The following is a 22,754-nucleotide window of genomic DNA, read 5'->3' on the forward strand; positions in this document are numbered from 1 at the left end:
ACATGACACACCTACACCCGTCCAGAGAAAGGGGGGTGAACCGTGGTCCGCTACATTCTGCGTAGGCTCCTCCAGGTGATTCCCGTCTTCCTGGGAACCACACTCCTTGTCTACTACATGGTGTTCGCCCTCCCCGGCGACCCCATCGCAGCCCTTTTCGGTGAACGCCAGCCCCCACAGAGCGTCATCGACGCGCTCCGGGCACAGTACAACCTGGACCAGCCTTTCTGGGTCCAGTACGGCATCTTCCTGAAGAACCTCTTCACGTTCAACCTTGGTGTTGACTTCACCCAGCAGCCCATCGCGGCCGCACTTGCCCGCGCCTTCCCGGTGACGGCAATGCTGGCCATCGAAGCCCTCATCATCCAGGCCGTCTTCGGCATTGCGTTCGGTGTTTTCGCCGGCCTGCGCAAGGGCAAGCTCTTCGACTCCACCGTCCTGGTCATGTCCCTCGTGGTGATCGCCGTACCCACCTTCGTCCTGGGCTTCGTCTTCCAGTTGGTGTTCGGCGTCCAGCTCGGCTGGGCCAAACCGACGGTTGGAGCCAATGCCGACTGGGGCAACCTGATCCTGCCCGCGGTGGTGCTGGGCTTGGTGTCTTTCGCCTACGTACTGCGCCTCACCCGCGCATCGGTCAGCGAGAACATGAACGCCGACTACGTCCGGACCGCGACTGCCAAGGGCCTGTCCCGGCCACGCGTCGTGATGGCACACATCCTGAGGAACTCACTGATCCCGGTGGTGACCTACCTTGGTGCCAACCTGGGTGGCCTCATGGGTGGCGCTATTGTCACTGAAGGCATCTTCAACGTCCCCGGTGTAGGCAACAAACTCTTCCAGGCCATCCAGCGCAGCGAAGGTCCAACCGTCGTCGCGATTGTGAGCGTCCTTGTCCTGGTGTTTGTTGTGACCAACCTCCTGGTTGACCTCCTGTACGCCTGGCTTGACCCAAGGATCCGCTATGACCAGTAACACCGAACACTTCGTTGCACCCGTCGATGAGACACCGCTGCAGGCGACCGACAGTGTCAAGACTGAAAATGCCCCGCTGAGCCTCTGGGCCGACGCCTGGCGCAAGCTCCGCCGTCGCCCGCTCTTCATCATCTCGGCATTGCTCATCCTGTTGCTCATCACCATCGCGTTGTTCCCGGGCCTCTTCACCAATGTGGCTCCCAACAGCGACTGCCAATTGTCCAACTCCGAGGCCGGCCCGACTGCAGGTCACCCCCTGGGCTTCACGCTGCAGGGCTGCGATGTGTACTCACGCGTTATCCACGGCACGCAGGCCTCCTTGTCCGTGGGTATCCTGTCCGTCCTTTGCGTGATCATCATTGGCGTCACGCTCGGTGCGCTGGCCGGCTACTACGGCGGCTGGCTGGACGCGGTCCTGGCACGGTTGGGTGACATTTTCTTCGCCCTGCCGATCATCCTCGGCGCCTTGGTCATCACCCAGTTGCCGCTGTTCCGTGAGAACAGGAGCGTCTGGACCGTGGTGCTCACCATATCCCTGTTGGCGTGGCCGCAGATGGCACGTATCACCCGCGGCGCGGTGATCGAGGTGCGCAATGCCGACTTCGTAACGGCGGCCCGCTCCCTGGGTGTGTCCAAGTTCGGCGCCTTGGTGAAACACGCACTTCCCAACGCCCTTGCGCCCGTCATCGTGCTGGCAACGCTGGAACTCGGCGTGTTCATCGTCCTCGAGGCAACGCTGTCCTTCCTGGGTGTTGGCCTGCCGACGAGCGTCATGTCCTGGGGTAATGACATCTCTGCGGCCAACGCGTCCATCCGCACCAACCCGGGCATCCTGCTCTACCCGGCAGCCGCTTTGTCCATCACCGTCCTGAGCTTCATCATGCTTGGCGACGCCGTCCGCGATGCTCTTGATCCCAAGAGCCGTCAGCGCTAAGGAGGCGAACATGACTTCAGCCAACATCAGCATCGATGAAGCCACGTCAACGGCCAGGCCAATTCTGGAAATCAAGGACCTCGCCATTACCTTCAAGACCGGTTCCGGTGAGGTAAAGGCCGTCAAGAATGCCCACCTGACCATCATGCCGGGCGAAACGGTCGCCATCGTGGGGGAGTCCGGTTCGGGCAAATCGACGACGGCGCTCGCCGCCATTGGTCTGCTGCCGAACAACGGCCGGGTCTCGGGCGGACAAATCCTGCTCGACGGTGAGGACATCGCCCATGCGCCTGAGAAGCGGATGATCGAACTTCGCGGCAGCCACATCGGCATGGTTCCACAGGATCCCATGTCCAACCTGAACCCTGTGTGGAAGATTGGCTACCAGGTACGTGAGACGCTCAAGGCCAACGGGCGTCCCGACGGTCCGGAGGACGTGGCCCGTGCACTCGCCGAGGCCGGCCTTCCGGACGCTGCCCGTCGGGCAAAGCAGTATCCGCACGAGTTCTCCGGTGGCATGCGCCAACGTGCCCTGATCGCGATCGGCCTGAGCTGCCAGCCGAAGCTGCTCATCGCCGACGAGCCGACGTCCGCGTTGGATGTCACGGTCCAGAGGAAGATCCTGGACCACCTGGACACCATGACCACGGAGCTCGGAACGTCCGTACTGCTCATTACCCACGACCTCGGCCTTGCCGCCGAACGCGCGGACAAAGTAGTGGTCATGTACCAGGGCAACGTGGTGGAGGCCGGTCCGTCGCTTGAACTGCTCCGGAACCCGCAGCACCCGTACACCAGGCGACTGGTGGAATCTGCGCCTTCTCTGGCCTCCCGCCGCATTCAGGTGGCCAAGGAACAAGGTGTCGAAGCCGAGGACCTGCTGGCACCCACCGTTGCGGCAGAAAGCCGTGCCGCGGACGATGTCCTGCAGATCAGGGACCTTCGCAAGGTCTATAAGCTGCGCCAAGGGTTGGGCCAGGCGACGGACTTCGCGGCCGTCGATGGTGTCAGTTTCAACGTCAAGCGCGGCACCACCACTGCGATTGTGGGTGAGTCGGGTTCCGGCAAATCCACGGTCGCCAAAATGGTGCTCCAGTTGGAGAGCCCCACGGAGGGCCAGATTGTGTTCGACGGCGTCGACACGGCGGGCCTGAAGGGCAAGGAACTGTTCAAGTTCCGGCGTCGCGTGCAACCGATCTTCCAGGATCCTTATGGCTCCCTGGACCCGATGTACAACATCTTCCGAACCATCGAAGAACCGCTCAGGGTCCACAAGATCGGCAACGCGGCCAGTCGGGAAAAGAAGGTCCGGGAGTTGCTGGACCAGGTTGCCTTGCCGCAGACCACCATGCAGCGGTACCCGAACGAACTCTCGGGTGGCCAAAGGCAACGCATTGCCATCGCGCGTGCTTTGGCACTCGACCCCGAAGTCATCATCTGTGATGAGGCCGTCTCCGCTCTGGATGTCCTGGTCCAGGCCCAGGTGCTCAACCTCCTGGCGGAACTGCAGGATAACCTCGGCTTGACCTACTTGTTCATCACCCACGACCTCGCGGTGGTCCGGCAGATCGCCGATCACGTGTGCGTCATGGAGAAGGGCAAGCTCGTGGAAACCGGGAGCACCGACGAGGTGTTCGACAACCCGAAGCAGGCCTACACCCAGGCTCTGCTGGATGCCATCCCGGGTGGCTCCTTGCTGCTGCCCCCGGCGGTGGCATAACCGCCGTCGTACTCCACGGCAGTCGCACTAAAGCGAAGAGCCGGTGGTCCCCGAAAGGGAACCACCGGCTCTTGCCGTTAAGGAGTTGCTGGGCCCGCTCTGCGCGGCCCAGCAACAGAAATGACTACTGGCTTGGTGCCGGGCTGTCCGTCTCCGGCCGCGGCTGCAAGCCCAGGGAAGCCAGCTGGCCGGCGAGGACTTTACCCAGCTTTTCATGGCCGGAGGGCTTCATGTGTACACCGTCCTGGAGGTCCTTGACGGCGTCGTACCGGGTCAGCCAGTCTCCGGCGCTGACGAACGGGATGTTGTTCTTGGCCGCAACCCGGCTCAGCAAGGCATCCACTTCGGTACGCCGTCCGCCACCGTTATCAGCCCCCTTGGCCAAGGTACCGATCATGGCCAGGCGCGAACCGGGGTAGCGCTTCTTGAGCACGGCGAGGAGGCGTTCGGCATTGGTGGAGATCTGCGCGTCGGAGGCTTTCTGGGCGGCGTCGTTGCCACCGCCCTGGACCACGATCAGCGGGGGAGCGCCATAGGGGAGTACCCAGTCGCCGCGCTGGAGGGCGTCGATGTAGTTTCCGGTCTTGGATGTCGAGGCGACAAAGCCCGTGCCACCCATTCCGGCCACGTAGAGCTTGTAGCCGAGCGCTGCGATGCCGCGCTGCGGCCATGAGTCCTTCGGCTGCGACTGCGAATCTCCGATGAGGACCGCCGTGTGCCTGATGTCGGCGAGGATGACCTCGTTGCGGTCATTCGCCGGGTTCCGGTAGAGGGACCCCACCGGAAGATCCGGAGAGGGGGACGCCGTCGGCAGCCCTTGCGGCTTCTGGGCGGCCGCAGTGGCAGCCGCGACTGGCGCGGGCGAGCCTGATGAAAGTGTGGGGGATGGCGTATTCGTCCCGCAGCCTACCGACAGAACGCCTACGGCGATCAACGGTGCGAACAAGCGGAACACGGCCGAAGCTTTTCGCATCGATTTTCTCCGAAGGGCACTGGTTCCTGCAGACATCATGGGGCATGCCAGAGGGAAAATCCAGCGTCTTGAGATGAACTTTCGCAAAACCTGAGCAAGCGTGAGGGAAGGCACATTCGCTCCCAGGGTGCCTTGCCTTTTAGGCCCACTCATGCTGGTGCGTTTAGAATAGCCATAGGTGCCCTGTGTCCCGGGGTCTTTTCGTTGTGTGTTCCGGTCCGGAAGATCAGGTATGCGCGCGGATGAAAACAGCTGACTTCACCACTGAAACGAGTCATAAACGCATGTCTGAAACTACCGTTAACACTGCGTCGCGGAGCGATCTGCGCAACGTCGCGATCGTTGCACACGTTGACCACGGCAAGACCACCCTGGTCGATGCCATGCTCAAGCAGACCAACTCCTTCGCTGCCCATGGCGAGGTTGAGGACCGCGTCATGGACTCCGGCGACCTGGAGCGCGAAAAGGGCATCACCATCCTCGCCAAGAACACGACCGTTGCCTACAACGGTCCGTCTTCCAACGGCGAGACCATCACCATCAACGTCATCGACACCCCCGGCCACGCCGACTTCGGTGGCGAGGTGGAGCGCGGCCTGTCCATGGTTGACGGCGTCGTGCTGCTGGTTGACTCCTCCGAGGGTCCTCTGCCCCAGACCCGCTTCGTCTTGCGCAAGGCCCTCGCGGCGCACCTGCCGGTGATCCTGCTGGTCAACAAGACCGACCGTCCTGACGCCCGCATCGACGAGGTTGTCCACGAGTCCATGGACCTCCTCCTTGGCCTGGCTTCGGACCTCGCAGACGAGGTTCCGGACCTTGACCTGGACAAGGTCCTTGAAGTTCCCGTGGTCTACGCCGCCGCCAAGGTTGGCCGCGCTTCCCTGGAGCAGCCGGCCAACGGCTCCGCCCCGGAGAACGAAGACCTTGAGCCGCTGTTCAAGACCATCATCGAGCACATCCCGGCACCGACGTACAACCCGGACGGTGTCCTGCAGGCACACGTGACCAACCTGGACGCTTCCCCGTTCCTCGGCCGCCTCGCCCTGCTCCGTATCTACAACGGCACGCTGCGCAAGGGCCAGCAGGTTGCCTGGGCCCGCCAGAACGGTGAACTGAAGACCGTCAAGATCACCGAACTCCTCGCCACCAAGGCGCTGGAGCGCGTTCCGGCAGAGTCCGCCGGCCCGGGTGAGATCGTGGCCGTTGCCGGTATCGAGGACATCACCATTGGTGAAACCCTGACGGACGTGGAGAACCCCGAGCCGCTGCCGCTCATCACCGTGGACGATCCCGCGATCTCCATGACCATCGGTATCAACACCTCCCCGCTGGCCGGCAAGGTCAAGGGTGCCAAGGTCACGGCCCGCCAGGTGAAGGACCGCCTGGACAAGGAACTGATCGGTAACGTCTCCATCAAGGTCCTCCCCACCGAACGTCCCGACGCCTGGGAAGTCCAGGGCCGTGGTGAGCTCGCCCTGGCCATCCTCGTGGAGCAGATGCGCCGCGAAGGCTTCGAGTTGACCGTCGGCAAGCCGCAGGTTGTTACCCGCACGGTTGACGGCAAGCTGCACGAGCCGATGGAACACATGACCATTGACGTCCCCGAAGAATACCTCGGCGCCGTTACCCAGCTCATGGCCGCCCGCAAGGGCCGCATGACCAACATGGCCAACCACGGTACCGGCTGGTGCCGCATGGAGTTCATCGTTCCCGCGCGTGGCCTGATCGGTTTCCGCACCCGCTTCCTCACGGACACCCGTGGTGCGGGTATCGCTGCCTCCATTTCCGAAGGCTACGAGCCGTGGGCCGGTCCGATCGAATACCGTACCAACGGTTCGATGGTTGCCGACCGTCCCGGCGTTGTGACGCCGTTCGCCATGATCAACCTCCAGGAGCGCGGTTCCTTCTTCGTGAAGCCCACGTCCGAGGTTTACGAAGGCATGATCGTGGGCGAGAACTCCCGCGCTGACGACATGGACGTGAACATCACCAAGGAAAAGAAGCTCACCAACATGCGTGCAGCTTCCTCGGATTCCTTCGAGAACCTGACCCCGCCGCGCGAGCTGACCCTTGAAGAGTCGCTCGAATTCGCCCGTGAGGACGAGTGCGTCGAGGTCACGCCGGAGGACATCCGTATCCGCAAGGTCATCCTGGACTCCAACGAGCGCGCCAAGGCCAACCGCGCCCGCGCCAAGGCCTGATCCCTGCCCGCAGGAACCATCAGCGTGAACAAGAGAGTCGCCAGTGCGGCCCGTGGCATCGCCATGGCCGTGCTGGCGGCTCTTTTTGTCGCCGTAGCCGGGACGGTACTGCACCGGCAAAGTGTGGTGATTTCCGGCGTCGAGCTTTATTGGGGAGCCGGCGCCGCCCTGCTCCTGCTCGCTTCGGTCCAATTGTGGTTGGTGGCGTGGTCGGCTTCGGTGATTCCGACGGCGGTAGCCGGCCTTGTTGCCTATGCCACTGTTGGGTTGTTGTCCTCTGGCGGGCCTGACAAGCGCCTGGTTCTCGGCGACCTGCCGGGAAACGTATGGGTCTTTGGCATTGCCGGTGTGACCCTGTTGATGCTTGTGGTCGCGGCCTGGCTGTTGGCCAGGTGGAAAGCGGCCCTCAGGGACGGTTAACGGGGGACCGCCGGGGTGGCGGTGGCGGAACCTGCTTGGCCGCGATCACCATGGCAAGCGGGATGTCGACGTCGGAGGTCCGGGTCCGCACGGTGCAGCTGTTTCCGTTGACCGCCACCAAGTAGCCCAGCGCGTCCGTTAGACCTTCCTCGATCCTGTACCGGACCACCACCCGGGTACCTGGTTCTGCGGTGAGGAGGAATTGTCTGGGCGGCAAATGCGGGGGAGTCACCGATTCATACTAAGACGCGGGCTAGGTTGGCGTCACAGCCCTGTTGGATAATAGGCTCGGAAGTTCAGTGCCCGGCGTGAAGCCGGCCGTATTAACCCGGCCTTCGCCGGGACAAACCGTTGAGAGGTCTGGGACGTGACGTACGTAATCGCGCAGCCGTGTGTGGATGTCAAGGACAAGGCATGTATTGAAGAATGCCCTGTCGACTGCATTTACGAAGGTGAGCGTTCCCTCTACATCCACCCCGACGAATGTGTCGACTGCGGTGCCTGCGAGCCCGTGTGCCCGGTGGAAGCTATCTACTACGAGGATGACACCCCGGAAGAGTGGGCCGACTACTACAAGGCCAATGTGGAATTCTTCGACGACCTTGGCTCGCCCGGCGGCGCTGCGAAGATCGGCAACACCGGCAAGGACCACCCGTTCATTGCCGCCCTGCCGCCGCAGAACCAAGACCACTAAGGACGGTTGCATCGTTGATTTCCGCGGCACCGGCCTTTGGCCTTAACCTGCCTGACTACCCGTGGGAAGCCATGGCGCCCTACGCTGCCACGGCTGCGAAGCACTCCGGCGGTGCAGTGAATCTGTCCATCGGCACGCCCGTGGATCCTACGCCGGGCCTCATCCGTGACGCTCTCGCTGCGGCTTCTGACGCCCACGGCTATCCCACGGTCCACGGAACCGAGCCGTTGCGGCAGGCCGTGGTGGAGTGGTTTGCCACCCGCCGGGGGGTGCCGGGGCTTGACCCCCGCGACGTCATGCCCACCGTCGGCTCCAAGGAATTGGTGGCCTGGCTCCCGTTCCTGCTCGGCCTGGGCAGTGGTGACGTCGTGGTCAGGCCTACTGTGGCCTATCCGACCTACGACATCGGGGCGATGCTCGCCGGAGCCACCGCGGTGGCCGCCGACAACCTGGATGAACTGGACGCTGCCACCCGCGCCAAGGTGCGGCTGGTGTGGATCAACTCTCCGGGCAATCCCACCGGAAGCGTGCGCAGCGTTGAGTCTTTGCGTGAAATCGTCAGCCAGGCCCGCGAGCTCGGTGCCGTCGTGGCCTCCGACGAATGCTATGCCGAACTCGGCTGGGGCGAATGGGATGCGCAGCGCGGTGGCGAAGCAGTGCCGAGCGTCCTGGATCCCCGGGTCACGGGCGGTTCCAGCGACGGGCTGTTGAGTGTCTACTCCCTCAGTAAGCAGTCAAACCTCGCCGGATACCGGGCGGCTTTCGTTGCCGGAGACTCCGCGATCATGGCCAACCTGGTCAACAGCCGCAAGCACGCAGGGATGATTGTTCCTTTCCCGGTCCAGGAGGCCATGCGTGTGGCCCTTGGGGACGCCGGGCACGTGCTGGCGCAGAAGGACCTCTACCGTAGCCGTCGCGAACGGATCGTTCCCGCGCTTGAGAAGTTCGGCCTGCAGATCCACGAGTCGAAGGCCGGGCTGTACCTCTGGTCCACGGCCGGCGAACCCACATGGGATACGGTGGCGCGCTTTGCCGATCTGGGCATCGTGGTGGGTCCCGGTGTTTTCTACGGCGACGCGGGCAACGGCTTCATCCGCGTGGCCCTGACCGGTTCCGACGAACGCATTGACGCTGCCGTGGAGAGGTTAAACTCAGCCTCATAACGATGCTGTGACTTGCAGCACAAACGTTGTGTTTCCGCCAGTAACCAGACGGCACGGATTAGTTCCGGGGGGTTACTGGCGGTAACTTTTTAACTGACTATCAATGGTGGCCTTCAATAAGAAAGCACTTCGGCCGTTGGAGCCCTGCAACAGTGGGGCCGAATGCGGCGTCACCAAGAGTTGGTTGGACAAGCGTTCTATAGAGGCCCAGAGGCCTCATGAAGGGGACTCCATGACTGAGACCACCAGCGCGACACTGCGCCATGCCGGCGGCGAACTCGAACTGCCGCGCATCAAGGTTGTAGAAGGAAACGAAGGCTACGACGTTTCCAAGCTGCTGAAGCAGACGGGCGCCGTTGCCTATGACCCCGGCTTCATGAACACAGCCGCCACCACGTCGGCCATCACCTACATCGACGGCGACGCAGGCATCCTGCGCTACCGCGGTTACCCGATCGAGCAGTTGGCCCAGCACTCAAGCTTCCTGGAAGTTTCCTACCTGCTGATCTACGGCAACCTCCCCACCCCCACCGAACTTGAAGAGTTCGATCAGCGCATCCGCCGCCACACGCTCCTCCATGAGGAACTGAAGGGCTTCTTTGGCGGTTTCCCCCGCGACGCGCACCCCATGCCCGTCCTCTCCTCGGCCGTTTCCGCGCTGTCCACCTTCTACCAGGACTCGCTGGATCCGTTCAACGCGGAGCACGTGGAGGTTTCCACCATCCGCCTCATGGCCAAGCTCCCGGTCATCGCGGCGTACGCCCACAAGAAGTCCATCGGCCAGCCCATGCTGTACCCGGACAACTCCATGAACCTGGTGGAGAACTTCCTCCGCCTGAGCTTCGGCCTCCCGGCCGAGCAGTACGAGCTTGATCCCGTTGTGGTCAAGGCGCTGGACCTCCTGCTCATCCTGCACGCGGACCACGAGCAGAACTGCTCCACCTCCACTGTGCGCCTGGTGGGTTCGTCCAACGCGAACCTCTTCGCGTCGGTATCCGCCGGCATCAACGCCCTCTTTGGACCCGCCCACGGTGGCGCCAACGAGGCCGTCCTGAAGATGCTCCGCCAGATCCAGGCCGACGGCATCAAGCCCGAGGACTACATGGAGAAGGTCAAGAACAAGGAAGACGGCGTCCGCCTCATGGGCTTCGGACACCGCGTCTACAAGAACTACGATCCCCGCGCCAAAATCATCAAGGCCACGGCCCACGAGGTCCTCGGCAAGCTCGGCGGCAACGACGAACTGCTGGACATCGCCATGCGCCTCGAAGAGAAGGCCCTCGCGGACGACTACTTCATCCAGCGCAAGCTGTACCCGAACGTCGACTTCTACACTGGCCTCATCTACAAGGCGATGGGCTTCCCGGAAAAGATGTTCACGGTGCTCTTTGCCATTGGCCGCCTTCCGGGCTGGATTGCCCAGTGGCGCGAAATGATCAACGATCCCCAGACCAAGATCGGCCGTCCGCGGCAGCTCTACACGGGGGAGCCGGAGCGCAATTACCCGGCCAACTAATACGGCATTAACGACGGCGGCCGCCCACCTCGCGCGAGGTGGGCGGCCGACGTCGTTAATCGCCTGGAGACAAGCATCGCGAGGTCACTTAGCGCCATCAGGCGGCCCGTCATGGGCTCTAAGTGACCCCGCGTTGGCTTAGGACGCGTTGTACCCGTAGGGGTTGTTCTTCTGCCAACGCCAGTGGTCCTCGCACATCTGGTCCACGGTCTTGGTGGTGGACCATCCGAGGTCGGCCAGTGCCGAGGAAGCGTCGGCCCAGAAGGCAGGGAGGTCGCCTGCCCGGCGCCCGGTGATCTCGTAGGGGATCGGCTGCCCAACGGCCTTCTCGAAGGAGCGCAGGACTTCCAGTACGGAGGAACCCTTGCCCGAACCGAGGTTCCAGCGGCGCACACCGGCGCGGGTGGCGATGTGGTTCAGCGCTGCGACGTGTCCATCCGCGAGGTCCACCACGTGGATGTAGTCGCGCTGGGCGGTGCCATCCGGGGTGTCGTAGTCGCCGCCGAAGACCATGAGTTTCTCGCGGCGACCCACGGCTACCTGGGCGATGAACGGCACAAGGTTGTTCGGGATGCCCTGGGGGTCTTCGCCGATCCGGCCGGAGGGGTGCGCGCCAACCGGGTTGAAGTAGCGCAGCAGTGCTATGTGCCAGCGGTCGTCCGCGTTGCCAAGGTCGGAGAGGATGTCTTCGATCTGTTCCTTGGTGCGCCCGTAGGGGTTGTTGGCGCCGATCTCCATTTTTTCGATGTAGGGGATCGGGTTGTGCTCGCCGTAGACGGTGGCCGAGGAGCTGAAGACGATGGAACGGACGTTGTGCTTGTCCATGGCGCGGAGCAGGTTCAGGGTGCCCACAATGTTGTTGTAGTAGTAGGCGAGCGGTTCCTGGACGGACTCACCGACGGCCTTGAGGCCGGCGAAGTGGATCACGGCGTCGATCTGGTGCTGGTCGAACACGGCCTCGACGGCGGGTTCGTCCACCAGGTCCACCTCGTGGAAGGCGGCGGTCTTGCCGGTCAACTCGGAGACCCGGCGCAGCGACTCTTCGCTGGAGTTCACGAGGTTGTCGAGGACGACGACGTCGTGGCCGGCTTCCTGGAGGGACAAAACGGTGTGCGAACCGATGTAGCCGGTGCCACCCGTGACAAGAATTTTCATGGTGTCTACGCTATCCGAAAGTAGAGGCACGCCGCTCAGTGTTGAGCGGTGTTGAAGCACGTTCGTGCTAGAAAATACTGGTGCCCAAAATTGTTGATGCCGAAGCCCGGCGCCAGGAAGTCGTCCAAGCAGTATTCCGCATCATAGCCAGCGACGGCTTGGAAAGGGCATCCCTCCGGGAAGTGGCCGACGAGGCAGGGCTGGCCGTGGGCTCCGTACGGCACTACTTTTCCAGCAGCGACGAACTCTTGGTGTTCTCTTTTGGAACCGTTATCGACCGCATCACGGCCCGCCTCGAGGCCGCGCTGGATACTGTCCGGGATCACGCCGCAGGCAGCCCGGAACGCCATGCCTCCGTACTCAATCTCTTGGGCCAGTTCCTTCCCCTGGACGAGGAATCGGCCGTCGACGCCTGTGTCTGGATGGCGTTCCGGCATGCCGCCCGCATCAACCCTGTGTTTGCCGCCGAGGCGGAACGCAGCCACCGGTCCGTCGCCGCAGTCGTGGGTCAACTCATTGTCCTCCTGAGCCCGGGGGAGGCCGGAGCGCCGCAAAACCTGGTGACCGAGGCCGAACGGCTGCTCGCCACCCTGGACGGACTGTGCATGCACGCGTTGCTGCAGCCGGAGTGGATGACGGCGGAAATGTGCAGTGACGTGTTGACGGCCCACCTGGCAGTCTTTGACGCTGTTCCCGCCGCCGGCTAGGCCAAAGCGGTTGCGCCTCCGACGTTAACGTGGCGGCGCTTCGGGAATAGACTGGGACATGTCGGGAACCTGCCCAAGGGAGGAATTCGGATGCATGAGTCAGGCGGCCCGGGATGGCGCATCACCATGGACACGTCCGGGCCGATGCTCATCGCGTTGTACTTGCGTGATGTGGCCGGACTCGACGGTGCCGGAAAACCGATGCTCTCCCATGCTTCTCCCAAGGTCCGCCACGCCGACCACAGCCACCTCACCTCGGACGTTGGCGGCATCAGTGCGTTGAAGACGGAGTGGGAGGCCTGGTGGGAGAAGCTCGTGAAGTCTTATCCCAAACCCGCACTGGAGTTGGCGCCCCCGAGCTTCAAGGCCTTCGGAAATTCCCCTGCCCTCCAGCGCGTCCTGCAAGCCCATTTCGGTTCGGCCCTGGGCTGGGCCACCGACAGGATCGATGAATACGCGGACATGGAGGCTGCCCGCGAAGCGAACGGAATCACGAGCGTCCTCAACGAGATGGTGGAGGACCGGTTGCTGGAAGTTGGCCGGAGCTCGCGCGACTTCGATCTCACCATCATCGAGTTGCCGCTCAATGAGCCGCGCGCCTGGTACCTCGAACCCAGCACCATGATCATGAGCCACCGGCTGTTGTCCCAGCCCGACGTGTTCCGGAGCTACGTCCAACCGGTGGTTGAGCTGCTCGCCTGACCAGGCGTTAGGTGGTGGGGGCCGAAACCGTGATGGTCAGCGTATCCGACGGCGCTGCCGCGTCGGTCCAGCCGTTGCCCTTCTCCCGATTCCAGGTGTGCCCGGCTACGTCCACTTGTGTGATGGACAGTTCCTTGGCATTCGCCACGGCCCAGTGCCCGATCGCCCAAGCCTGGGTCCCCGTCACGTCCACATGCACCGAGCGTCCCTCGACACTGCTCGCCTGGGCGCCGAACGCCGTCGTGAGTTCATTGACGACGGCGGCAGGGTCACCTGCCGCGTCGGGCATCCGGAGTTCGCAACTCAAAGCGGACTCGGAATGGCCCGTCAGTGCAGAGGCAAAGGCGCGGCCCATGGGCTCATGCTGCGCGTAGGCGCGGGGGAACGCGGATCGCTGGACGGCCTGGGCAGCTTGGGTTACTTCCATGCTCTCGTAGCCCGGGATCTTTGCCAGTCCGTCGTAGAAGGCGTTGGCCGCATACACAGGGTCCATGACCTGCGCCTCGGTGCCCCAGCCCTGCGATGGCCGTTGTTGGAAGAGCCCTCGGGAATCAGGGCCCGCCTCGTCACCGTAGTTGATGTTGCGCAACCGGGATTCCTGCATGGCCGTGGCGAGGGCGATGCTCGCAGCACGAGGAGGCATGCCGCGGCGGACGGAGATGGCCGCGATAAGGGATGCGTTGGCGGATTGGTCGGTAGCGAGTTCGTAACTCTCAGACCCCACCACAGCGACGCAGCGCTCCGAGACAAGGGTCTCGGAGCGCTGCAGCACTGCGACTATTGCGTAGATGGCGCCTGCCACGAGGGCCAAGGCCAACACCGCCACGATGGCGCGGCGCAAGCGGCGCATGGTTTCTCTCCCCCTAGTTGGCGTGCAGAGCCTCGTTCAGTTCCACGGTCTGGCCTGCCCGCGGCAGGACCTCAACGCCACCGGTGGTGGAGTTACGGCGGAACAGGAGGTTTGGAACGCCGGAGAGTTCGACGGCCTTGATGATCTTGCTGGTGTCCTCGCCGTTCTCGTCCTTCGGGCCCGGAACACGGACGCGGGTGCCAGCCGTGACGTACAGTCCGGCTTCGACCACGGAATCGTCGCCGATGCTGATGCCAACGCCCGAGTTGGCGCCGAGGAGGACCCGCTCGCCCAGGGCAATCTTTTCCTTGCCGCCACCGGAGAGCGTGCCCATGATGGACGCGCCACCGCCAACGTCCGTGCCGTCCCCTGCCACAACACCCGCGGAGATACGGCCTTCAACCATGGACGTGCCCAAGGTGCCGGCGTTGAAGTTCACAAAGCCCTCGTGCATCACGGTGGTGCCCTCGGCCAGGTGTGCACCCAAGCGGACGCGGTCTGCGTCGGCAATACGAACGCCGGTGGGAACCACATAGTCCACCATGCGCGGGAACTTGTCCACGCCGTAGACAACCACGTTGCCGCGCTTGCGCAGGCGGGCGCGTGTCAGTTCGAAGCCTTCCACGGCTGCAGGGCCGAAGTTGGTCCACACGACGTTGGGGAGCTTGCCGAAGACGCCGTCCAGGTTGATGCTGTTCGGCTTGACCAGGCGGTGCGAGAGCAGGTGCAGGCGGAGGTAGGCGTCGGCGGTGTCTGCCGGGGCGGCGTCCAGATCGATCTGAGCAAAGACAACCTTCTGCTCCGTGCCCCGGTCGGCATCCTTGCCTTCTTCGGCAAGGGCGGTAAGGGAGGGGTCGGCGTTTTCAACGTCGCGAAGGGTTTCGGCGGCTACGCCCAGCGACGGGGCCGGGTACCAGACGTCCAGAACGGTGGCTTCCCCGGAGGCCGAGGTAGCGATCGTGGCGAGGCCGAATCCGTAGGCCGATCGGTCGTTAACGGGCGCGCTTGCGGGCACAGCAGAAGAAGCAGTTTCAGTCATGGGGCCAAGTGTATCGATCACGTGCAGCGCGGCTGAAACCCGTTCCACGGACTGGGAGGTCGCATTTCCCGTCGAAGGGGCGAACGCCATGGCGTTAAGGTGGAAGGGTGACCCTGAACCCTGCACCTGCCCTCCTTGACCTGCGCCAGGATGTCGCTTTGCTGACGGCCGCGCTCATCGACGTGAACAGCGTCTCCGGGAACGAAACCGAGCTCGCCGACGCCGTGGAATCCGCCCTGCGTGCGATTCCCCAGTACACCGTGGTGCGCGACGGCGACGCGATCATTGCCCGGACTGAACTGGGCCGCTCTGAGCGGGTCATCCTGGCTGGCCATCTGGACACGGTTCCGCTGCCCACCGTACCGGGCTCGTTGGGGACCGTTCCCGCCACGTGGGAATCGGGCGTCCCGGGCGAGGGCGTGCTCTACGGCCGCGGGACCACGGACATGAAGGGTGGCGTCGCCGTGCAGCTTGCGCTGGCTGCGACACTGTTCGACGGCGGCACGCAACCGGACAAGGATGTCACCTTTGTCTTTTACGACCACGAGGAAGTGGAAGCGGTGAAGAGCGGTTTGGGCCGCTTGGTCCGCAACCATGGGGACCTGCTGGACGGAGATTTCGCAATCCTCCTGGAACCGACGCACGGAACCGTGGAGGGAGGCTGCAACGGAACCAGCCGTTTCGAGGCCACCACGGTGGGCGAGACGGCACACTCCGCCCGCGCCTGGATGGGCAGCAACGCGATCCACGCCGCGGCGCCCATTCTCGCCAGGCTCGCCGCGTATGAGCCACGGACCATCAACGTTGACGGCCTGGACTACCGGGAAAGCCTCAACGCCGTGAAGATCAACGGCGGTACTGCCGGGAACGTGATCCCAGACCGCTGCGTAGTGGAGATCAATTACCGCTTCGCCCCGGACAAGACACCTGACCAGGCCGAAGCCCACGTCCGCGAACTCCTTGAGGGCTTCGACGTCGTCCGCACCGACGCCGCAGCCGGGGCGCGCCCTGGACTGAACCACCCTGCCGCGGCGTCCTTCGTTGCCGCAGTGGGAGCCGAGCCCAAGCCCAAATACGGCTGGACCGACGTCGCGCGTTTCAGCGAGTTGGGCATCCCGGCAGTGAACTTCGGGCCCGGCGATCCACTGTTGGCGCACAAAGACAACGAACACGTCGACGCCGACGCCATCCGTGAGTGCCTGCGTGCACTGCGGACGTGGCTGGGACAGTAGATACCGAACGGCTGAAAGACGAGGAGGGGTCCCCAGCCATGCGGCTGGGGACCCCTCCTGTAGCCCGAGTGGCTGCTACTTACTTGGGCCTGAAGTATCTTTGTGCTCCGGCGCCGGAACCACATTCTGGGCAACGGGATCGTTGCCGGTGCCTTCAAGGCCTGTGCGGATTGTTGCTGGGGCAACCCCTCCCGCCGCTTTCCTGGACCCGCGGCGTTCAATCCAGATGGCAATCCGGGACACCGTGAGGTTGATCAGGATGTAGATGGCGGCACCCACGAAGAACGCGGGGAACAGGAAATCGGGGCCAAGGAAGTCGGCCATGATCTGGATCTTGCGGAGCAGTTCCTCGTAGCCGACGATGTAGCCCAGTGAGGTGTCCTTGAGGAGCACCACGAGCTGGGCCACCAGGGACGGAAGCATCCGCCGGGTAGCCTGCGGGAACTCGATGATCATCCGCGACTGGAAGCTCCGCAGGCCGATCGCCAAACCGGCCTCGCGCTGTCCCTTGGGAAGCGACTGGATACCGGCCCGGAGGATCTCCGCGAAGATGGCCGCGTTGTAAAGGACCAGGCCCGCGACGACTGCGACGAACTGGCCGGTGGCGAAAACCAGCAGCACGAACAACATCATGAGGACTACGGGCATGCCGCGGAGGAACTCCAGGACAACCTGCGTTGGAACCCGGATCCAGGAAATGAGCGAAATCCGGAGCAAGCAGAGGGCAATCCCGAGGGGGAACGCGATGACGGCGGCCACTGCGGCTGCCACCAGCGTGGACACGATGCCCTGGCCGATCAGGTTCCAGACGTCCGGAGCCATGGGGCCGTAGAAGATTTCCCAACGGTCGGCGTCGAAAATTCCCTGCTGCGCAAGAGTCGTGACCGCCAGGGCAAGGACGCCCAGGATGATCAGGATGCCGGCAGCGGATCCGAGCAGCGAATAGAGGCGGGCCTTGGGGCCGGGGACGTCGTACAGGACCGATGTCATCGGGCAATCGCCACCTTTCGTTCGACGAAGTGCGCAAGGAGACCAAGTGGCACGGTGATCAGCAGGTAGAAGAACGCGACGCCGAGCAGGATCCACAGGACCTGGTCGCCGTAGTCATTGGAGAGCTTGCGGCCGTAGCCGAAGAGTTCAAGGACAAAGAAGGCGCCGGCTACCGATGAGTTCTTCACCAGGGCGATCACAATGTTGATCAACGGCGGAACCACCGTCCTGAGGGCCTGCGGGAGGACGATGAAACCCAGGACCTGGGTGAAGGTCATTCCGATGCTTCGTGCCGCTTCGGCCTGGCCCACGGGAACGCTGTTCACACCGGAGCGGACGGCTTCGGCGACGAACGCTGCGGTGTACGAGCTCAGGGCAATGATGGCCGCGACCTCGAACTGGTCGAATTTGATGCCAAGCCGGGGAAGGACAATGGCGGAGAAGAAGAAGATGATCGTCAGCGGAGTGTTTCGGGCGACTTCCACGTAGAACATGCTGAAGCCGCGCAATGCAGCAACAGGCGAAACCCTCATGGCGGCGAGGATGGTGCCCACGATGAGGGCGATGACTCCGGAAATGACGGAGAGATAGAGGGTGCGGAGAAATCCGTCCCAGTATTGGGGGAGGCTTGCTATGACGGCGTCCATGGCTTCCTTTGGCTGCAGCTAATCACGGAACAGGGTCCTTGGTTTCAGTAACTGCCGCCGCCCTGTGAGGAGCGGCGGCAGTTACCGGACACCGACTAGTAGCGGTTGATGGCAGGAAGTTCAGGTGTGGTCTTGATGACCTTGCCTGCCGTTGCTTCCCAGGCCTTCTTGTAGTCGCCATCCTTCTGGAGGGCTTCCAGCTGGTCGTTGATCCAGTTGCGGAAGGTGGTGTCGTCCTTCTTCAGGCCGATGCCGTAGGGCTCCTTGGTGAAGGTCTCGTCCGAGGCGAGCTTGAAGGCGTCCGGTTCCTTGTCCACGTAACCGGCCAGGATCACGTTGTCCGTGGTCACTGCGACAACCTGCTTGTTGCGCAGCGGCTCCAGGCATGCGGTGTAAGTAGCGGCCGGAACAACTTCAGCACCGTACTTTTCGGCGATGGTCTTGGCAGGGGTGGAGCCGGTCACGGAGCATACCTTCTTGCCCTTGACGTCCTCCGGCTTGGTGATGGAGTTGTCATCCTTGTTCACCAGCAGCGCCTGGCCTGCCTCGTAGTACGGTCCGGCGAAGGAGACCTTTTCCTTGCGGGCGTCGTTGATGGTGTACGTGGCGATGACCAGATCCACACGGCCCTGCTCGATGAACGATTCGCGGTTCTGCGAAACGGTCTCGACCCATTCGATCTTGTCCGCGGGGATGCCCAGCTTGGCTGCAATGGCCTTGCCGATTTCAACGTCGAAACCAACAGGCTTGCCGTCCAGGCCCTTCTGGCCGAAGAGCGGCTGGTCGAACTTGGTGCCGATGGTGATCTTCTGGGCCTTGTTGAGCTTCTCCATGGTGGTGCCGGCTTCAAAGCTCGCCGAGGCAACCGGGGGAGTGGTGGAGCTCCCGCCACCACCGCAGGCGCTGAGCGAGAGGGCCAGCGCAGCTGATGCGGCGACCAGGAGGGACTTCCTCCGGGTGAACAGAGACTTCATGACGTTCCTTTCATTGATAGGCCGCTTTACGGCCGGGTGCGTTTCCTTGCGGCCTGGGTGCGGGCCGGCAGGGAGCTAGTGGGTCAGGAGTTTGGACAGGAAGTCCTTGGCGCGGCTGCTCTTCGGATTCGTGAAGAATTCCTCGGGCGCCGCGTCCTCGACGATTTGGCCGTCTGCCATGAACACCACGCGGTCAGCCGCTTTCCGGGCAAATCCCATCTCGTGGGTGACCACGATCATGGTCATGCCTTCCTTGGCGAGCTGGATCATGACGTCCAGGACCTCGTTGATCATTTCGGGGTCCAAGGCCGAGGTGGGTTCGTCGAAAAGCATCACCTTGGGCTTCATGGCCAGCGCGCGGGCGATTGCGACACGTTGCTGCTGGCCGCCTGAGAGCTGCGCGGGAAGCTTCGGTGCCTGATGCCCAACGCCTACGCGCTCCAGGAGCGCCATGGCCTCGCGCTCCGCGGTGCCTTTGGCTACGCCCTTGACCTTGATGGGGCCCAGGGTGACGTTCTCCAGGATCGTCTTGTGGGCGAACAGGTTGAAGGACTGAAAGACCATTCCGACGTCGGCTCGCAGGTGGGCGAGTTCCTTGCCTTCTTCGGGAAGCTTCTTTCCGTCGATCGAGATGTCGCCGTCGTCGATCGTTTCCAAACGGTTGATGGCACGGCACAAAGTGGACTTACCGGAACCGGAGGGTCCGATGACCACTACAACCTCACCCTTCTTGACCTGAAGGTTGATGTCTTTGAGGACGTGCAATTGACCGTAGTGTTTGTTGACGCTGTTCAGGGAGACGAGCGCATCGCCGGACACTTGAGTAGTCATAGCTCGAATCTAGCGAACAAGTAAGTAAATATGACCACGGTCACGGCAAGTTCTTTCAGATCGTGACTGAACAGAAACCTGCTTTCCAGCGATATATCAGACTGCAATGCAAACACACGGGTCAACGGGCAGTGCACCCCTGCAATAGCGCTAGCCTTGGGCAATGAGTATCAGCCAGCACCCAGTTCCCAGCCCCGACGCGAACGGTCGCGTGGGGAGCAGCGCGCCACTTCCATCACCGGTTGCGCCAGCTAAACACAAAGGCCCACTGGAACTGCGTCGGAAACAGGCTGACACCGGTATGTCCGACCAGCATTTGCTGGACACCAGCGGCGCCGGACAGTTCATTCATACGGACCCGTGGCGCGTGTTGCGCATTCAAAGCGAATTCGTCGAGGGCTTCGGTGCGTTGGCAGACATTGGTCCCGCGGTGAGCGTTTTTGGCTCTGCCCGGACACGCCCCGGAACCGAGTACTACGAAATGGCCGTGGATGTAGGCCGGAAATTGGCCGAAGCCGGGGTGGCTGTCATCACCGGTGGCGGACCGGGCTCCATGGAAGCGGCCAACAAGGGCGCCGTCGAAGGCAATGGCGTCTCAGTGGGCCTCGGCATTGAGCTGCCCTTCGAACAGGGACTCAACCAATGGGTGGACCTGGGTATCAACTTCCGTTACTTCTTCGCCCGCAAGACGATGTTCGTGAAGTACGCGCAAGGCTTCGTGGTTCTCCCCGGCGGACTCGGCACCCTCGACGAGCTCTTCGAGGCCATGGTCCTGGTCCAGACGCGGAAGGTCACCTCGTTCCCGATCGTGCTCCTGGGGGTCCGCTTCTGGGGTCCGATGATCGAATGGATCCGGGACACGCTGGTTGCCGAAGGCATGGTGTCCGAGAAGGACCTGGACCTCATACAGCTCGTGGACGATCCCGCGGACGCCGTGCATCGGGTGCTTCACGGGACTCCTTTGCCGACGCCCACGGGGGAACAACGCCCGGAGTAGGGATTCCTTTCTGGCACGATGGTCCCTGTGAGCTTTTTCCTCGTGTTTCTCGCAATCGTCCTCGTCGGGGCGGCGTTGTTCTTTGGCGCAGGGATTGTCCGCGGCCGTTCCTTGGGAGCGGGCCTGGACGATCCCACGCCCAATCTGCCCCCGGTCCTCCTTCCGGGCCAGGCCGACGCCACCGACGTTGACGACCTGCGTTTTGCCCTTGGGCTGCGGGGCTACCGCATGGACCAAGTGGACCAGGTACTCGACGAGCTCCGTGACCAGTTGCTCGCCAAGGACCGTGAGATTGAGCGGCTCAAAGGCCTCCTGCCCACGGATCCGGAAGGCGATGGATCTGTGCGGGCAGCGCAATGAGTGTTCCCCTTCCGCCTGCGCCCGCCGCGGAGGGTGCCACAGCCCGTCTCGGCAAGGTCGTGTTGCGGGCCGGCAACCGGGTTGCCGGCTGGCCGTGGTGGGTCCAGGTGGCCTTGGTGTATCTGGCCGCAAGGCTGGTCAGCGCAGCGATCTTTGCGGCCGCCGCCATTCATCAAGGGACCAATCCGTGGTTCCCGCCGGCGCCGGATTACTGGAAATTCATCACCATCTGGGATGGTCGCTGGTACCAGCAGGCCGCCGACAACGGCTACCCCTCGGAGCTGCCCGTTGACCAGAACGGCGTGGTCAAGGAAAACGCCTGGGCGTTCTACGCACTGTTCCCTTTCCTGGCGCGGGGTGTTGGCGCCATCACCGGACTTGGCACACTGCAGTCCCTGACCGCGATCGCAATGGTTGCGGGGTTGTTCGCCGCTTTGGTGATCTTTAAGCTGTTCCGGGAAGTGACGGGCCGGCGTGCCGCCATGTGGGGTGTGGTTTTCGTTTCCACGTTTCCCATCTCTCCGATCCTCCAGGTCCCCTACGCGGAGTCGTTGAACCTGCTCTTGCTGGCCGCTTCGCTTTTGTTGGTGGTGCGGCGCCGCTACGTTGCGGCCATCCCGGTGGTAGTCCTCATGTGCTTTTCGCGGCCAACGGGTGTTCCCTTTGCTGCAATGCTTGGGCTCCTCCTGGTGTGGCGGCTATGGCAGCGATTCGGTCCAGCGCGGCAAAGCGACGCGGCCACGTCGAAAGGATCGCTGTGGTCCCTGGCTGTCCTGGTGTTCATCACCGGTGCTGCCGCGCTGGCCTGGCCGGTGATTGCCTGGGCCGTGACGGGTGATCCCGCGGCTTATACGCGTACTGAGACCGCCTGGCGGGGCGATGAGCTGGTCCCCTTCAAGCCGTGGTTTGATACGGGACGCATGCTCTTCGGCCCTGTCCTGGGAGTCCTCGCCCCGTTCGTCTTTGCCGGCCTCTTTGTGTTGGCCATGGTGTCCAAGCCCGTCCGGGCCTTGGGAATGGAACTGCGGCTTTGGTGCGCGTGCTACATGGGCTACCTGTTGGTATTCCTGCATCCGCAGACCAGCACGTTCCGGATGCTGCTGCCCCTTTTTCCGTTGGCCCTGGGTGCCGCACTGCTTTCGAAATCAAAGGCATACCGCGGCGCCGTGGTGGTCATGTTCCTGCTCCTCCAGATCGTCTGGGTGGTGTGGCTTTGGGCCTGGGCGCAATTGCCCGGAGGCGGGGACTACCCGCCGTGAATTAGTCCATTGATTCGCTACGGGCGGGTAAGTACGGGATAATGAAATACGAGCAAGGACAAAAGCACCGAAAAGTGCCCGGCCAAGGCGGCCTCCCAAGCGTTGCCGCCGGCTGCAATTGCGACGCGGATCCAGCCCGGCCGGGTTGGGCGTGACTTGGGACAAATGGAGGGGATTTTCCTAATGGCGGCTATGAAACCACGTACTGGCGACGGCCCTATGGAAGTGACCAAAGAGGGACGCAGCCTGATTATGCGTGTGCCGCTCGAAGGCGGTGGGCGGCTTGTCGTCGAGCTCAATGCCGCAGAAGCGGAGAACCTCAAGGAATGCCTGGTGGGCGTTACCGAATAGATGCACAAAAACATGGCCCGGCGCATGCCGGGCCTTGTTTTTGTTTAAGCATGGTCAGTTTGTTTTT

The 22,754-nt window shown here is 63.0% G+C and carries 24 protein-coding genes; 15 read left to right on the top strand and 9 right to left on the bottom strand.

Annotation, left to right across the window (positions count from 1 at the left end; translation table 11 throughout):
• Positions 1-42: 42 nt before the first annotated feature.
• The 3 genes from ACIQTZ_RS00730 to ACIQTZ_RS00740 are packed head-to-tail and all read left to right on the top strand — an operon-like array spanning position 43 to position 3,626.
• Entirely contained in the window at positions 43-972 is a 930-nt protein-coding gene (locus ACIQTZ_RS00730; RefSeq protein ID WP_397322161.1) for an ABC transporter permease, read from the top strand.
• The gene (locus ACIQTZ_RS00735) at positions 962-1,906 is read left to right on the top strand and encodes an ABC transporter permease (RefSeq protein ID WP_402944395.1); all 945 of its coding nucleotides are present in this window, start codon (positions 962-964) and stop codon (positions 1,904-1,906) included. Before ACIQTZ_RS00730 ends, ACIQTZ_RS00735 begins: the two co-directional genes overlap by 11 nt.
• A gap of 10 nt (positions 1,907-1,916) precedes the next feature.
• Entirely contained in the window at positions 1,917-3,626 is a 1,710-nt protein-coding gene (locus ACIQTZ_RS00740; RefSeq protein ID WP_402976669.1) for an ABC transporter ATP-binding protein, read from the top strand.
• A 124-nt stretch (positions 3,627-3,750) separates the two neighbouring features.
• On the opposite strand, the gene ACIQTZ_RS00745 is transcribed toward ACIQTZ_RS00740, so the two are convergent.
• Positions 3,751-4,599: an SGNH/GDSL hydrolase family protein gene (locus ACIQTZ_RS00745; RefSeq protein WP_402976672.1), complete on the bottom strand. Its 849-nt coding sequence runs from the start codon at positions 4,597-4,599 to the stop codon at positions 3,751-3,753.
• A gap of 284 nt (positions 4,600-4,883) precedes the next feature.
• Between ACIQTZ_RS00745 and typA the strand changes: the two genes are divergently transcribed.
• Positions 4,884-6,800 carry a translational GTPase TypA gene (gene typA, locus ACIQTZ_RS00750; RefSeq protein ID WP_400329433.1) on the top strand — a complete coding sequence of 639 codons (1,917 nt, stop codon included), beginning with the start codon at positions 4,884-4,886 and terminating at the stop codon, positions 6,798-6,800.
• Between the two features lie 24 nt (positions 6,801-6,824).
• A complete protein-coding gene (locus ACIQTZ_RS00755) occupies positions 6,825-7,220 on the top strand; it encodes a hypothetical protein (RefSeq protein ID WP_400329435.1) in 396 nt (131 codons plus the stop codon).
• Here the strand turns inward: ACIQTZ_RS00755 and ACIQTZ_RS00760 are convergent.
• Entirely contained in the window at positions 7,207-7,452 is a 246-nt protein-coding gene (locus ACIQTZ_RS00760; RefSeq protein ID WP_402976675.1) for a hypothetical protein, read from the bottom strand. The genes ACIQTZ_RS00755 and ACIQTZ_RS00760 overlap by 14 nt on opposite strands.
• Before the next feature lie 135 nt (positions 7,453-7,587).
• On the opposite strand from ACIQTZ_RS00760, the gene fdxA reads away from it, so the two are divergent.
• The 3 genes from fdxA to ACIQTZ_RS00775 all read left to right on the top strand — a co-directional run bounded on the left by fdxA (position 7,588) and on the right by ACIQTZ_RS00775 (position 10,593).
• Positions 7,588-7,914: a ferredoxin gene (gene fdxA / locus ACIQTZ_RS00765; protein WP_018776555.1), complete on the top strand. Its 327-nt coding sequence runs from the start codon at positions 7,588-7,590 to the stop codon at positions 7,912-7,914.
• 14 nt (positions 7,915-7,928) lie between these two features.
• The gene (gene dapC, locus ACIQTZ_RS00770) at positions 7,929-9,077 is read left to right on the top strand and encodes a succinyldiaminopimelate transaminase (RefSeq protein WP_402976678.1); all 1,149 of its coding nucleotides are present in this window, start codon (positions 7,929-7,931) and stop codon (positions 9,075-9,077) included.
• Positions 9,078-9,309: 232 nt separating this feature from the next.
• Positions 9,310-10,593, top strand: coding sequence for a citrate synthase (locus tag ACIQTZ_RS00775; RefSeq protein WP_387434892.1), 1,284 nt, complete (start codon positions 9,310-9,312; stop codon positions 10,591-10,593).
• A gap of 138 nt (positions 10,594-10,731) precedes the next feature.
• Here ACIQTZ_RS00775 and galE read toward each other — a convergent pair whose 3' ends face one another.
• Positions 10,732-11,748 carry a UDP-glucose 4-epimerase GalE gene (gene galE / locus ACIQTZ_RS00780; RefSeq protein WP_400329446.1) on the bottom strand — a complete coding sequence of 339 codons (1,017 nt, stop codon included), beginning with the start codon at positions 11,746-11,748 and terminating at the stop codon, positions 10,732-10,734.
• A gap of 80 nt (positions 11,749-11,828) precedes the next feature.
• On the opposite strand from galE, the gene ACIQTZ_RS00785 reads away from it, so the two are divergent.
• Together ACIQTZ_RS00785 and ACIQTZ_RS00790 are read left to right on the top strand one after the other, a co-directional pair.
• The gene (locus ACIQTZ_RS00785) at positions 11,829-12,455 is read left to right on the top strand and encodes a TetR/AcrR family transcriptional regulator (RefSeq protein WP_402943748.1); all 627 of its coding nucleotides are present in this window, start codon (positions 11,829-11,831) and stop codon (positions 12,453-12,455) included.
• A 90-nt stretch (positions 12,456-12,545) separates the two neighbouring features.
• Positions 12,546-13,157, top strand: coding sequence for a hypothetical protein (locus ACIQTZ_RS00790; protein WP_397322175.1), 612 nt, complete (start codon positions 12,546-12,548; stop codon positions 13,155-13,157).
• Positions 13,158-13,164: 7 nt separating this feature from the next.
• Here the strand turns inward: ACIQTZ_RS00790 and ACIQTZ_RS00795 are convergent, their stop codons facing one another.
• Together ACIQTZ_RS00795 and dapD are read right to left on the bottom strand one after the other, a co-directional pair.
• Positions 13,165-14,007: a hypothetical protein gene (locus tag ACIQTZ_RS00795; protein WP_402976681.1), complete on the bottom strand. Its 843-nt coding sequence runs from the start codon at positions 14,005-14,007 to the stop codon at positions 13,165-13,167.
• Between the two features lie 13 nt (positions 14,008-14,020).
• Positions 14,021-15,046, bottom strand: a complete 1,026-nt coding sequence (gene dapD / locus ACIQTZ_RS00800) for a 2,3,4,5-tetrahydropyridine-2,6-dicarboxylate N-succinyltransferase (protein WP_402943742.1) — start codon at positions 15,044-15,046, stop codon at positions 14,021-14,023.
• Positions 15,047-15,153: 107 nt separating this feature from the next.
• Here dapD and dapE point away from each other — a divergent pair, with 107 nt between their 5' ends.
• A complete protein-coding gene (dapE, locus tag ACIQTZ_RS00805; RefSeq protein ID WP_400329456.1) occupies positions 15,154-16,278 on the top strand; it encodes a succinyl-diaminopimelate desuccinylase in 1,125 nt (374 codons plus the stop codon).
• A gap of 75 nt (positions 16,279-16,353) precedes the next feature.
• On the opposite strand, the gene ACIQTZ_RS00810 is transcribed toward dapE, so the two are convergent.
• From ACIQTZ_RS00810 to ACIQTZ_RS00825, 4 genes are all read right to left on the bottom strand, one after another.
• On the bottom strand, positions 16,354-17,268 hold the full coding sequence (locus ACIQTZ_RS00810) for an amino acid ABC transporter permease (RefSeq protein ID WP_400329459.1): 915 nt from the start codon (positions 17,266-17,268) through the stop codon (positions 16,354-16,356).
• Entirely contained in the window at positions 17,265-17,915 is a 651-nt protein-coding gene (locus ACIQTZ_RS00815) for an amino acid ABC transporter permease (RefSeq protein ID WP_400329461.1), read from the bottom strand. The genes ACIQTZ_RS00810 and ACIQTZ_RS00815 overlap by 4 nt, the downstream gene beginning before the upstream one ends.
• Positions 17,916-18,010: 95 nt before the next feature.
• Positions 18,011-18,889, bottom strand: coding sequence for a glutamate ABC transporter substrate-binding protein (locus ACIQTZ_RS00820; RefSeq protein WP_397322182.1), 879 nt, complete (start codon positions 18,887-18,889; stop codon positions 18,011-18,013).
• 75 nt (positions 18,890-18,964) lie between these two features.
• Positions 18,965-19,720, bottom strand: coding sequence for an amino acid ABC transporter ATP-binding protein (locus ACIQTZ_RS00825; RefSeq protein WP_397322184.1), 756 nt, complete (start codon positions 19,718-19,720; stop codon positions 18,965-18,967).
• Between the two features lie 163 nt (positions 19,721-19,883).
• Between ACIQTZ_RS00825 and ACIQTZ_RS00830 the strand changes: the two genes are divergently transcribed.
• The 4 genes from ACIQTZ_RS00830 to ACIQTZ_RS00845 all read left to right on the top strand — a co-directional run bounded on the left by ACIQTZ_RS00830 (position 19,884) and on the right by ACIQTZ_RS00845 (position 22,687).
• Positions 19,884-20,717, top strand: coding sequence for a TIGR00730 family Rossman fold protein (locus ACIQTZ_RS00830; protein WP_400329466.1), 834 nt, complete (start codon positions 19,884-19,886; stop codon positions 20,715-20,717).
• 18 nt (positions 20,718-20,735) lie between these two features.
• A complete protein-coding gene (locus ACIQTZ_RS00835) occupies positions 20,736-21,077 on the top strand; it encodes a DivIVA domain-containing protein (RefSeq protein ID WP_402976686.1) in 342 nt (113 codons plus the stop codon).
• On the top strand, positions 21,074-22,336 hold the full coding sequence (locus ACIQTZ_RS00840; protein ID WP_402976689.1) for a hypothetical protein: 1,263 nt from the start codon (positions 21,074-21,076) through the stop codon (positions 22,334-22,336). Before ACIQTZ_RS00835 ends, ACIQTZ_RS00840 begins: the two co-directional genes overlap by 4 nt.
• Positions 22,337-22,519: 183 nt before the next feature.
• Positions 22,520-22,687 (top strand): DUF3117 domain-containing protein, encoded by a 168-nt coding sequence (locus tag ACIQTZ_RS00845; RefSeq protein WP_064721643.1) that lies wholly within the window; start codon positions 22,520-22,522, stop codon positions 22,685-22,687.
• The last annotated feature ends 67 nt before the right edge of the window (positions 22,688-22,754 follow it).

This window comes from Paenarthrobacter sp. NPDC090520 (genome assembly GCF_044769205.1).
GTDB lineage: Bacteria > Actinomycetota > Actinomycetes > Actinomycetales > Micrococcaceae > Arthrobacter.

Bases quoted from the DNA above. Each gene is read 5' to 3' on its own strand.
- ACIQTZ_RS00735 (WP_402944395.1), top strand. From the start codon at position 962: ATGACCAGTAACACCGAACACTTCGTTGCACCCGTCGATGAGACACCG.
- ACIQTZ_RS00740 (WP_402976669.1), top strand. From the start codon at position 1,917: ATGACTTCAGCCAACATCAGCATCGATGAAGCCACGTCAACGGCCAGG.
- ACIQTZ_RS00745 (WP_402976672.1), bottom strand. From the start codon at position 4,599: ATGCGAAAAGCTTCGGCCGTGTTCCGCTTGTTCGCACCGTTGATCGCC.
- typA (WP_400329433.1), top strand. From the start codon at position 4,884: ATGTCTGAAACTACCGTTAACACTGCGTCGCGGAGCGATCTGCGCAAC.
- ACIQTZ_RS00775 (WP_387434892.1), top strand. From the start codon at position 9,310: ATGACTGAGACCACCAGCGCGACACTGCGCCATGCCGGCGGCGAACTC.
- galE (WP_400329446.1), bottom strand. From the start codon at position 11,748: ATGAAAATTCTTGTCACGGGTGGCACCGGCTACATCGGTTCGCACACC.
- ACIQTZ_RS00790 (WP_397322175.1), top strand. From the start codon at position 12,546: ATGCATGAGTCAGGCGGCCCGGGATGGCGCATCACCATGGACACGTCC.
- ACIQTZ_RS00795 (WP_402976681.1), bottom strand. From the start codon at position 14,007: ATGCGCCGCTTGCGCCGCGCCATCGTGGCGGTGTTGGCCTTGGCCCTC.
- dapD (WP_402943742.1), bottom strand. From the start codon at position 15,046: ATGACTGAAACTGCTTCTTCTGCTGTGCCCGCAAGCGCGCCCGTTAAC.
- ACIQTZ_RS00810 (WP_400329459.1), bottom strand. From the start codon at position 17,268: ATGACATCGGTCCTGTACGACGTCCCCGGCCCCAAGGCCCGCCTCTAT.
- ACIQTZ_RS00815 (WP_400329461.1), bottom strand. From the start codon at position 17,915: ATGGACGCCGTCATAGCAAGCCTCCCCCAATACTGGGACGGATTTCTC.
- ACIQTZ_RS00820 (WP_397322182.1), bottom strand. From the start codon at position 18,889: ATGAAGTCTCTGTTCACCCGGAGGAAGTCCCTCCTGGTCGCCGCATCA.
- ACIQTZ_RS00825 (WP_397322184.1), bottom strand. From the start codon at position 19,720: ATGACTACTCAAGTGTCCGGCGATGCGCTCGTCTCCCTGAACAGCGTC.
- ACIQTZ_RS00830 (WP_400329466.1), top strand. From the start codon at position 19,884: ATGAGTATCAGCCAGCACCCAGTTCCCAGCCCCGACGCGAACGGTCGC.
- ACIQTZ_RS00835 (WP_402976686.1), top strand. From the start codon at position 20,736: ATGGTCCCTGTGAGCTTTTTCCTCGTGTTTCTCGCAATCGTCCTCGTC.
- ACIQTZ_RS00840 (WP_402976689.1), top strand. From the start codon at position 21,074: ATGAGTGTTCCCCTTCCGCCTGCGCCCGCCGCGGAGGGTGCCACAGCC.
- ACIQTZ_RS00845 (WP_064721643.1), top strand. From the start codon at position 22,520: ATGGCGGCTATGAAACCACGTACTGGCGACGGCCCTATGGAAGTGACC.